This is a genomic window from Candidatus Omnitrophota bacterium (genome assembly GCA_041648975.1).
GTDB lineage: Bacteria > Omnitrophota > Gorgyraeia > 2-01-FULL-45-10 > 2-01-FULL-45-10 > JAQUSE01.
This window is the reverse complement of sequence record JBAZNZ010000002.1, coordinates 1-12,101: the sequence shown is the minus strand read 5'-3', so window position 1 is coordinate 12,101 and position 12,101 is coordinate 1. Positions and strand designations below refer to the sequence as shown.

The following is a 12,101-nucleotide window of genomic DNA, read 5'->3' as shown; positions in this document are numbered from 1 at the left end:
ACTATGAACTTATTTGAAAAGACAGGCGGCATTATTTTAAATACGGGCCGGCAGATCTCGGATGTGCTGGCCCTATTTTTTGATACGCTCTATTGGCTCATAGCCGGGCCCTTGAAGAACAAATTCGTGAAGAGCGAAAGCATATTCAGCCAGATGGTATTTGCCGGTGCCGGCTCTTTCCTCATAGCTTTCTTCGTATCCTTTTTCACCGGGATAGTTATAGCCATGCAGAGCGCTTACCAGCTGTCCAGGTTCGGGGCGAATATATTCGTGGCGCCGATGGTGAGCGTAGGCATTGCCAGGGAGCTCGGGCCGGTTCTTACTGCGCTTGTCGTGGCCGGGCGCGTCGGCGCGGCCATTGCGGCTGAACTTGGGACGATGAAGGTAACGGAACAGGTAGAGGCGCTTGAGACTATGGCGCTCAACCCGATAAGGTTCCTCGTTGTGCCGCGGTTCCTGGCGCTTCTTGTAATGCTGCCGTGTCTTACTATAGTTGCCGATATGACAGGCATCTTCGGAGGATTTTTAGTCGGGGTGTTCAATCTCCGCCTCGATCCTTACAGGTATTTGACGTTCTCTTTCCAATTTATGCAGTGGAAAGACGTTTGGACCGGGCTCATCAAGAGCGTCGTATTCGCGATCATAATCTCTTTGATAGGATGTTACATGGGCCTTCGGGCGAAGGGCGGAGCCGAAGGCGTGGGCAAGGCGACGACGCTCAGCGTGGTTACCAGTTTCATATTGATAATCCTGTTTGACTGTATATTGACGGGATTATTCTATTTTACTCAGAAATAGGCCGATGAATATATGGAAAAAGAGATTATAATAAAGGCCGATAAGGTAGTGAAGAGATTCGGCGACCGGACCATACTGAACGGCATATCCCTTGAGATATACAGGGGCGAGACGTTCGTGATAATGGGGGGCTCGGGGTGCGGCAAGAGCACATTCCTCCGGCATCTCATCGGCGCGCTGAAACCCGATTCCGGCAAGGTCCACGTGCTGGGAAAAGACCTCAGCGTTTTGAACGAAGACGAGATGGACAAGGTCAAGAAGAAGATCGGGATGTCGTTCCAGTCGTCAGCGCTCTTCGATTCGATGACTGTCGGAGAGAACGTCAGCCTTCCGCTCAGGGAGCATACCAGGCTCGACAGGAGCGTTATCGATATAGTGGTAAAGATGAAGCTGGAGCTTGTGGGCTTGAGGGGCTTCGAGGATCTCATGCCGAGCCAGCTTTCAGGAGGCATGAGGAAGAGGGTGGGGCTGGCGCGCGCGATAGTGATGGACCCGGAGATAGTCTTTTACGACGAACCGACGGCGGGCTTAGACCCGATAGTCGCCGGCGTCATAGACAAACTCATAATAGATCTTTCCAAGAAACTGGCCATAACGAGCATCGTGGTGACCCACGATATGAAGAGCGTATTTTCCATAGCGGACAGGGTAGCGATGCTTTACGAAGGAAAAGTCCTCGAGGTGGGGACGCCGGAGCAGATAAAGAAGAGTTCGAACCAGATGGTCCAGCAGTTCGTCATGGGCAGCCCCGACGGGCCTATAAGGTTTTTCCAGCAGAAAGACGATTACCTGGAGCAGCTCATAAAATAGTTATAAGTCGTAAGTTTTAAGTTATAAGTAAAAAATTTGATGAAAGGAAATGAGATGAAGATAAATAATGAGATGAAGACAGGCGTAATAGTCATCACGGCGATAGTAGTGGGGCTTACTTTCTGGGTAAAGACCACCGATTTTAAAAGTAAGCCGTATAAGGTGAAGACCTACTTCAATTACGCTGAAGGCATAAAGATAGACTCCATTGTAAAGCTTGCCGGCATAGAAGTCGGCCGCGTGAACAGCATAGCGTTCCAGTATGTGCCGGAGACAAAGATAGAGCTCGTCCTCTCTATCAAAGACACTGCCAGGATACATGAGGACTCGGTCGCTTTCATATCCACGTCCGGCATGATAGGGGACGCCTATATAGGTATCACTTCCGGTTCGGTTGAAAAGCCATTTGTTAAAGACGGGGCGGTCCTATTAAGCGAAGACCCTATAGAGATGAGAAAACTCATGAAGAGGGCGGATGCGATAGCCGAGAACCTGGACAAGACCCTGGCAGAGGTCAAGCTTCTGGCCGAAAATGTAACAGGCGTAGTCAAAGACAATAAGGAACATATAGGCAACATCGCCAATAACCTGGAACAGACCACGGTAAATTTCAAGGAATTCAGCGAGGATATAAAGCGCCATCCATGGAAACTTTTAATGAAGGGGAGCAAATAGGAAGGGGTGCTACATGGTTAAGCCGGTCAGGTTTGGACTTATTTTTATAGTATTTGCGGCGATGTCCGTGGTTTTCTTCAATATGGCGAAGGCTCAGCAGGGTGATGTTAAGATCGTCTATCTGAAAGGCGATCCCAAGATAATGAAGTCCGGGACTAATACATGGAGCCCGTGCGATCTGAAGATGGCCGTCGGTAACGGCGATAGGATAAAGACGCTCGATAAAGAAGCTGTCGAGATATCTTTCTCAAAAAAAGACGCCAACATAGTAAGGATCGAACCGAATTCCGACGTATTCGTGAGGAAGTCCGAATCGCCTTACTTGATCGAGCTCATGAGCGGGACGGCCATGGCGCTCATTAACGATCTTCCCAAGGGGTCGGCATTTGAGGTAAAGACACCGCTCGGTTTAAGCGGCGCAAGGGCAACAGGCTGGACCGTAAGCGCCGATGAGGCGGCTTCCATGTTCAGCGCGCTCGAGGATTCTATTTATACGGCGATATTGGATGAGTTCGGTAATATAAAAGGGGATATGGTAAATGTAAAAGAGGGGTGGAAGCTGATACTGGAAAAGGATAAGGCGATGATCCTCGAGAGGTTGACGGCCGGCGACTTCCAGAAGTGGAATGAGTGGAGGCAGGATGTGCTGTCAAGGTTGGGGTTGTCGTCTATGGTTAATCTCAACCAGGCAGGCAACATGGGGAATGCCATAGACCAGCTAGACTCTAAAAAGGATAACGTCAATGAAAACAGGGATGAACAGAGGATAGAGGCCAGGCAAGGAGGGGTCAGCATACCGGACACGACCTAAGGTCCTACATGATGATCGCCGGAGGAAATCGTATGAGAAATATTTCTGGATGGAAGAAAGCTTTAATGTTGCTTCTGTGCGTTGCTTTTTCATTTTCAGCGGGCCCGATACTCGCCGCGACGGATACGGTGGAGGAGCAGGAGCCGAAATATAAAGTTGTGACCAGGCCGACTGAAAGGTTCCTTATGCAAAGGCAAAGGACCGTCCCGTCCAAGGATAAGCTCTCCGCCAATTCCATCGTCGGTGTGACGATGGGATTGGACACCAACCCGCTCTTTAATTCCAACAAGAAGAGCGACGGATATGTCCAGGAGACGGCGGGGATGGATTTCAAATATCCCTTAAATGATTTTAAATACGGGCCGATGGGCTCCTATTTCGGTTTTAATATGATGAATGTGAATTATTTCAGGATCAACGATGTCAACATGCTCGACGGGAATGCTTATGCCGGTATAGAACAGGGCCTCTTCGATATGTTTACGCTGAGTGTCGGATACGGTTTTGAGGGGTTGTGGTTCTCCCACGACACGAACGGCACTTTTATAGGCAACGAGGTGAATACGAGCATCAAGCATAAGATAACGAAGAGGATATACCAGAAGGTCACATACAGATTTCTTGGCAGGGATTACACCGGCAGGAAAGCGAGGCTTGCGAACGGGAACAAAGGTTCAAAGCTGAGAGTCGATACGCGAAACCTTGTCGAGCATGAGCTGGGCTTCTTTCCGACGGACATAACCAAGTTAAGGATGACGAACCAGGTATATTTTAACGATTCCAACGACGAGTATTACGATTATTACGATTATTTGAACTACAGGCTCGGTTTTTCCATAATCCAGTATTTCAATCCGAAGTTTTACACTATTACCGGTTTCTACTATCAGTTAAGGAATTACGATTCCAGGCTTTGCAGCGATAAATACGTTGTGCAAAAGGACAAGCAGTATACCGTTACTACGTCACTTATGTATGATCTCACGAAGAACATATCCGCTTTTGTGAACTATTCCTATACCGAAAACCAGTCCAATGAGCCGTTAGAGAGATATACCGATAACCTTTACACGGCCGGTGTATACTACATGTTCTAAAAGATGAAACCACTCGGCATTAAAAAACTATCCGGTCCGATCATCCTCGCTTTGATCATCCTGCCGGTATTCGCGTTATCATATTTCAGGCTGTTCGATGTTTATGAGCTTGGAGCGCTCGATATCAGGTTCCTGATACGGTCGACCGTGCCTGCGACGGATAAGGTTGTGATAATAGAGATCGGCGAAGACTCCCTGAAGAAATTGGGAAGGTTCCCGTTCGACAGGAGCTATCACGCTATTCTCATAAGGGCGCTCTCCGATTTCGGCGCCAAGGCCATAGTCTTCGATCTTCTCTTTGCCGAACCTCAGGACAATGACAGGGAGATAGAGGACGCCATGAGGAAAGCCGGCAACGTCTATCTTCCTTCAGCGTTCGATTTCGATACAAAGAATGTATCGAAGATGATATCGGCGCGCGGTTATGTGGCAAAGTGCCAGGACAATTTCCTGATGCTCGCTAAGGGCAGCGGCCATATAAATATAGTCCCAGACAAGGACGGGAAGTTCAGGAGGATCCCCGTCTACTTAAGATACGGGAACGCCTTTTATCCGTATATATCTTTCCTCGTCGCGTGCGATTACCTGGGCATACGCGAGAGTGAGATCAAACTTAAACCCGGCAAATACCTTCTTTTCGGAAAGACCGGCAAGATACCTCTGGACGACGATTCCAATATGATCATAAACTTCTCCGGCAGGTGGGGGGACGTTTATAAACACTACTCATATGTGGATGTGCTCCAGTCATACTTCGCTTATGTATCCGGGCAGAAACCCAGCATAGACCCCAAGGTTTTCAAGGACAAGGTGTGTATAATCGGCCTGACCGCGGCAGGAACAGGCGATCTGCATCCCAATCCTTTCGAGACCCTGTATCCGGGCGTCGGCATTCATGCGGAGATCTTCAACTCCGTGCTGAATAACAGGTTTATTCAACGCGCCTCCCGCGAAATGAATTTATTGATATTGCTGGTTTTGGGGATCCTTGTGTCGCTGGCCGCGCTAAGCATGAAGCCGGTCAAAGGCCTTTTGTCGCTTATAGCCATAGGAGCAATATTCGCGGGCCTCTCCGTCGGATTGTTCATAAAGTCCGGCGTATGGATAGACGTCGTTTACCCTGAAGCGGCCATGATATTCTGTTATCTCGGGCTCACCCTTTACAAATATGTAGCCGAATGGACGAAACGGCTGATGGTAGAGAACGAGCTGGGCATCGCCAAAAAGATACAGGAGAGCTTCCTGCCGAAAAAACTGCCCGAGGTGAACGGCATGGATATCGTCGCGGCGATGTTTACGGCCAGGCAGGTTGGCGGGGACCTGTACGATTTCCTGAACCTTGGGGGCGGCAGGCTCGGAGTTATGATTGGCGACGTTTCGGGCAAAGGCGTACCGGCTAGCCTCTTCATGGCTATGGTCACAGGAGCTTTCAAGTTCTTCACTACGCCGGATTCCCACCCTAAAGACGTGCTCTCCCGTCTTAATTCAAAACTGGTCAGCGAATCGGCGTCGAATCTTTTCGTTACGGTATTCTATACCGTATTTGATAATAAAAAAAGAACGGTTACCTATTCTAACGGCGGGCATCTGCCTCTCATCCATATGAAGCAGACAGGCGAAGCCGATTTTCTCGATGTCGACATCGGCACTCCTCTGGGCCTTATTGAAGGCGACTATGCCGAAAAGGAAGCGGTGTTTGCGCCCGGCGACGTATTCGTATTCTATACCGACGGGATAACGGAAGCGATGAACGAGGGATCGGATATGTATGGAAGCGAAAGGTTGTCGGCCGTGATCAAGGCTAATAAAGGGCTCTCTTCCGCGAAGATCCTCGATGCGATAGAAAAAGACGTGAGGGCCTTTGAGCCCAAGGCGAGCCAGCATGACGATATGACATTGGTCGTCATCAAAATAGTTTAAAAGATCGGAGCGCAATGGCCGTACATTATAAGCGATATGAATCGATGAAGATACTGCTGGATGTGAGCCGGATAGTGGGCTCGTCTTTGGATATGGATAAGGTCTCCGACCTCGTCCTGAAAGAATCGATAAAGGCGCTCGGCGCAGACCACGCCTCGTTATTCCTGGCCGACGAAAGCCGCGCTCACCTTATGCTGGCCAGGGCAGAGGGTTTCAGCGCCGACGAGATAGATAACATTAAATTGATGGGCAGCTGGGAGGTGATAAACGGCCAGCTGGTAAGGAAGAAGAAGAGCTTGATAGTAAATGACGTGCGCCGCAGTTCGATATTTAAAGATAAGATGCTGCCGTTCATGAGGGAGAAGATACCCGTCCAGTCGTTCCTGGCGGTCCCGCTTAAGAAAGACGGCATTATCGTCGGATCCCTGATCGCAAGCAACAGGAAGCGTCCTGGGCATCTATTTACAAAAAAAGACGAAGAATTATTGGCTGCGCTTTCCAATCATATCGCCATAGCCCTCCTGAATGCCAGGCTTTATCAAAGCCTGAAGAACCTTTTTTTAAGCACAACGAAGTCGCTCGTCAGAGCCATCGACGCCAAGGACCAGTATACGAGCGGACACTCGGAACGTGTCATGAAATACAGTTATGCCTTAGGCAAGGCGCTGAAGCTGGCCGGGGAAGAGCTGGAGAACCTAAAGTTATCGAGCCTTCTCCACGATGTCGGGAAGATAGGGATAAGGGAGAATGTCCTGTCCAAGCCCTCAAAGCTGTCTGCTTTCGAAAGGACCCACATAAAACACCATCCGCTGATAGGCGTAAAGATCGTCGAGGGCATAGACGCCGCCCATAAGATAGTGCGCGGTATATTGGAACACCACGAGCGTTTTGACGGAAGCGGATATCCGAACGGGTTAAAGGGAAGGGCGATATCGCTGCAGGGCAGGATAATCGCCGTAGCCGATACTTTTGACGCGCTCACCACTAACAGGCCTTATCAACGCGGCTACACAAGGAAAGAGGCCCTATTTGAAATAAAGCGCGGCTCGTCTACACAGTTCGACCCCAAGCTCGTCAAGGCATTCATGCTTTCGTTTTCAAGGCGTCCGGAGATATGGAAGTAAAGGTTAAGAATTTAAAAATGTGGAATATTTCCTTGACACCGTGTTACATGTATCATATAGTGGAAATTGCCCAAGAATTGGGCATGTCAATATGAAAGCTCAAACAATCTTATCTATTGTTATAATACCCGCCATGTGTATGTCACTTGCTGCGATAAATTTTAATCACAAAATAAATAATAGCGAAAACTCCAAACCGTCTTCACAAATCCTAAAATTCGAGGAAATCAATTTCACAAAATATGCGAATAACGGCCGCGATAAGGAATTCACTATTCACGGTAAAACGCTCAATCCTGCCGCGAAAAAGATTAGCCTGTTTGCCATTGGACCGGTCAAAACCGCAGAGATACGGGATGTGGAGGTCATTTTTTACGAGAAGAACGTCCGGGTGTCGTCCATGCGATCGAAGAAAGCAGTGATCGATGTACCTTACGGCCATGGAGTTAAAGACGCCGAAGTAGCCGCATTGGCGGCCGGCCGGATAGATTTATCCGGCAACGTAATGATTATGACAGAGAACAGGAGGGCGCTTGTCTGCGATAACTTGAGATGGGACAGCGCCAAAAGCCGGCTTTTCGCCCGCGGAAACTGTATCCTTGGATATGACGGCAGGTCCGTTAAAGCAGATATGGTCGATACGGATGTGAACCTGAAAGATTTTGAATTGGGAAATGACAGGCTGAAACGGTTAAGGGCTTTTACAAGGATATTATAATGCAATGGACAAAAATGGGGGGAATAGGCATGTTTAGAAAAATGAAAATTATATCGGTAACAACGGTAGTCTTGTCAATTTTAATGTTGGCGTCTGCTGCAGGATTTGCCGAGCCCGGCAATCTCGATGACGGCAAGGCGCTTTTCCTGGGTGAAGCCGATATGGTTGGCGCACATACGGAATTTGACGCGGCGCTTACGGCGAATCCTACAGGTCAACCCGAGAATTTCTGGCATGCCGCTACGGTGATCTCCCAGAACGCAAATCTCAAAGCGAAACTTCGCGAACTAGAGATATTCGGGCCGACCGGCACCCAATGGGAAAATAAACCGATAATATTCGATGATGAGGGCGAACCTAATTTTAATACTGTAACGCCCGTTGATACTATTATAATGGATGACGGGTCGGCCGGCTTTGAAGGCACCGCATGGGGAACTTACAGTGAGCCGACAGACCTGGAAACTGCTTATGGCACGTCATGCCGTTATCATGAAGCAGGCACAGGCGCCAATGTCGCAAGATGGACTCCGAGTATAACCACTGCCGGATATTATGACGTGTATGCCTGGGTGGCCAGAGCCGACACGAATGCTACAGACGCTAAGTACCGGATAAGCGGACTTGATGGTTTTTACATATTAGTAGACCAGAGGAATCATGAGGGGTGGCAGTATCTGGGAGCCTATTATTTTCCCACCGGTGCAACTACATCAGTTACACTCTCCGATAATACTTCGACGGGCCGTGTTGTGGCCGACGCCATGAAATTTTTATATGGCGGCATCGTAATAGACGATTCCGACGCAATCGGCTTCGCGACCACTGAAAGCGGATGGACTGCTGAGACAGAGTATGGGAATTCCGTTAAGCAGAATTATCACAAACATGCAGCGGGAAGCTCCGCCACAGCGACGTGGACATTCGATGTCCCTGATTTCAGCAAGGAATATCTTGTATATTTCAGCGCTCCTAAGGCGGCGGAGTCAGAGTACTCTGGCTATCAATATAAGGTAATGTCGTCAGGCGCTGAACTCAAAACACGCGATATAAAGGAATATAATAATTATGGTCAGTGGTATTGCCTGGGCGTCTTCCAGTTCACAAGCCTTACTGGAAACACGATTACGCTGGAGACCGACGGCAGCCAGGATATCGCGGCCGACGCCGTGAGGATAGTCCCTTGTAGGCCATATCCCGACATGACGGAGGGACAGGGCCTGATGGCTGGAACCGTTACGCAGATCAACGAAGCCCTCCTTAACCTATCGATTATAACTAACGGGTTTACTGACCAGATAACCTCTGCCCACTTGCCCGATCTTAAGGCGGGCGAGGTGATAGACCTTGATTATGGTGACGCGAAGGCCATCGAAGCCATGCTCTATTTCATGAAGTTCAATATAAAGTTGAACGAATCCAGCGACGGGGATAATGCGAATTTACAGCCGTTATTTTTCGGCGAAGGAAACCTGGGCATAGCCCAGTTCATGCTGAATGACTACCCGGACATGTTTAAGCTTAGAACGGACCTTACGGACGAGCAGATGCGCGCGCTTCTCGGCGAGGCGAAAACGGCCCTTATTTCCGGGATCGACTCTTATAATGCCGCTTCGACGTTCATAAGGGCGCGCCCCAATGACGACAAAGAGCATTTTATCATGTTCTATGAGCCGGGTGTGCCGCAGGATGAAAGAGATGATATTTTATCTAAAGAAAGCGAAGTAAGAAATATGTTGGATCAGGTAAGGACGAATCTTGCCGACGCCGGGCATCCGCTGATTACCATACCCGCTTATTTTGAAGATGGGGACGGTAATGAGATCGGTTCCGGTTTGGCTGTCCAGGTAGATATGAACGAGCTCCTTACGAATCCGCGGGATATACGTTTCTATATGAACGCCCTGTTAGCCAATGAGATCATTAACGACGATCTCGATCCCGGGATCGCGACCTTGGGCGGGATACTGCCTGACATGACTCCTAAGGATTGGAACTACTTATTAGGTTATGGCCCGAATGTTGAGGAAAAGGCATGCGTATTATGGAATAACGATGTTCCGTCGGTCAGGATGAAGTGGGATCCGTCGGAAGATCCAAACAGCGCGAATATCGAAAAATACGAGATATACAGGTCTACCACGATCGATGTTGATAAGAACTCTACGAACGTGGCTGAGATAACGGATCCGGAAGCGAATTACTTCGTCGATGACACGATCGACAATTCCTCGGACGCATATTATTACAGGTTGTATACCTATTATGATTTCGGAGACGATGATACGGCCGAGACCTATTCGCCTATTTTATCGGCGTTAGTGAGGATATACGTCAACGCGGCCGCGACCGGCGAAGAGGACGGCACAAAGGCCCACCCGTATAAGGACCTGGGTGACGCGATATCGCATAACGCGACAGGCGGAACGAAGATATGCGTTTCCAAAGGCACATATTCGGGATCGAGCGACAACATTCACTTCGAGGACGGGATGATCCTTGAAGGCGGATACGACAGCGCGAACAATTGGTCGCGGGATGCCGCGGCGAATGAGACCATCATCGATGGAACCGGCAGGGGCGGATGGGCGCTACTTGGCCTGTGGAACAGGTCGGGAATAACCATAGACGGCTTTACCGTAACAGGCGCTTTTATGCAAGAAGATGCCCGCGCCATAGAGATGAACTATTCGTCCTTGATCGTCATTAAGAACTGCAAGATCATCAACAATAGGCGCGCTATCGGCATGTGGAATAATTCCTCCGCCACGATAACGAACTGCCAGATCTCGCAATCCCTGGGGCAGTATGATTCGGTTCAGGTTGAAGATTCTTCCCTGAATATATCGGATTCCAGCATCTACGCAAACGGCCCTGCGGGCAATCTATGGATCAGCGCTATCGGTATTAGCAGAAATAGTTCATTCAATGCCGATAACATAACTGTCACTCAAAACAACGGGCGGGGAATCGGCGTATGGAGTTTTTCCACTTTCGATATAAGAAATTCGCGAATCACCGAAAACGCCGGGTTGGGGTTTGAATCAAACAATTCCTACGGGGCGTTCTTTAACAATCTCGTGGCAAATAACGGTCAGACAGGCGTAAGTTTCGGCGGCCTTGATCTGGAAGGCCAGATCTTGGTAGAGAACAATACCATTACGGGAAACGGAGAGAGCGGAGGTATGGTATGCAACCGGGTTCCGAGCACGTCCGAGGCCGATGACCAGCAGAACGCCGGTTATTTCACCTACGCGGGAAATTGGAACGAACAAATCAATGCGCAGGCTAACTGGGGAAGGTATAAATTACATGAGGCAGGAAACGGTTCGGACTTCGTTAAATGGATTCCCAAGATAGTCGCGTCCGGCGATTATAATGTATACGCGACATGGACAGGAGGAGCGGCGCATAGCGGTTCGGCCGGATACGAGATCCATCATGACGGAGGAGTCACGACCGTATATGTGAATCAAACGGGAGGCACTACCGGGTGGCTGGGACAATTGTTGGGGCAGTACCATTTTACGGCGGGCCAGGACCATCATATCATTTTACGCGAACACGCCTCGGGTCAGGTGGTCGCCGATTCAATAAAAATGCAGTATGTCCTGGCAGGACCGGAAACTTTTACGCCCGCTATCCGCAACAATATAATCGCGGAGAATAATGGTAATACCGACGGCGGCAAGCGCGGGATATGTGCATACGGCGGCGCTAATCCGGTAGTTTCCTATAACAATGTCTGGGGTAATGCGAACGGGGATTATGATGGTCCTTACACGGACGGCGGCGGCAATATTTCGACCGATCCGCTCTTTGTTACCGGGCCGGATGGTGATTACTATTTGAGCCAGACGGCTGCGGGCCAGGAGGCCGATAGCCCATGCGTTAATGCCGGTAGCCGGGAAGTTGAAGCGGACGACGGCACTACCCGCACCGATCAGAAGCCGGATTCCGGAATCCTGGATATGGGGTATCATTACCTCATAACCGATCAGCAGGCGCATAAAGACGAAGTGATCCTCGATTACGGGGAATTCGGTATCCACGTATGGGATTCCAACGGCACCCCCCAGTGGACACAGCTCCACACGTTAAGCCCTGAACTCATGGTAACAGGCGACTTCGACGGGGACAACCAGGAC

At 49.5% G+C, this 12,101-nt stretch carries 9 protein-coding genes; all 9 read left to right on the top strand.

Annotated features, from left to right (window positions below):
• Positions 1–3 precede the first annotated feature (3 nt).
• On the top strand, positions 4–798 hold the full coding sequence (locus tag WC592_00670) for an ABC transporter permease (protein MFA4980969.1): 795 nt from the start codon (positions 4–6) through the stop codon (positions 796–798).
• Between the two features lie 12 nt (positions 799–810).
• The gene (locus WC592_00665; protein ID MFA4980968.1) at positions 811–1,608 is read left to right on the top strand and encodes an ABC transporter ATP-binding protein; all 798 of its coding nucleotides are present in this window, start codon (positions 811–813) and stop codon (positions 1,606–1,608) included.
• A 54-nt stretch (positions 1,609–1,662) separates the two neighbouring features.
• Complete coding sequence (locus tag WC592_00660; protein MFA4980967.1) at positions 1,663–2,283, top strand: MlaD family protein; 621 nt, start codon at positions 1,663–1,665, stop codon at positions 2,281–2,283.
• A 13-nt stretch (positions 2,284–2,296) separates the two neighbouring features.
• Entirely contained in the window at positions 2,297–3,094 is a 798-nt protein-coding gene (locus WC592_00655; protein ID MFA4980966.1) for a FecR domain-containing protein, read from the top strand.
• Positions 3,095–3,126: 32 nt separating this feature from the next.
• Positions 3,127–4,191, top strand: coding sequence for an outer membrane beta-barrel protein (locus WC592_00650; protein MFA4980965.1), 1,065 nt, complete (start codon positions 3,127–3,129; stop codon positions 4,189–4,191).
• A 3-nt stretch (positions 4,192–4,194) separates the two neighbouring features.
• Entirely contained in the window at positions 4,195–6,111 is a 1,917-nt protein-coding gene (locus WC592_00645; protein ID MFA4980964.1) for a CHASE2 domain-containing protein, read from the top strand.
• A 14-nt stretch (positions 6,112–6,125) separates the two neighbouring features.
• Complete coding sequence (locus WC592_00640) at positions 6,126–7,235, top strand: HD domain-containing phosphohydrolase (protein MFA4980963.1); 1,110 nt, start codon at positions 6,126–6,128, stop codon at positions 7,233–7,235.
• A 139-nt stretch (positions 7,236–7,374) separates the two neighbouring features.
• Positions 7,375–7,953 carry a hypothetical protein gene (locus WC592_00635; protein ID MFA4980962.1) on the top strand — a complete coding sequence of 193 codons (579 nt, stop codon included), beginning with the start codon at positions 7,375–7,377 and terminating at the stop codon, positions 7,951–7,953.
• A gap of 83 nt (positions 7,954–8,036) precedes the next feature.
• Positions 8,037–12,101, top strand: a 4,065-nt coding sequence (locus WC592_00630; GenBank protein MFA4980961.1) for a right-handed parallel beta-helix repeat-containing protein, incomplete at its 3' end; no start/stop codon positions are given.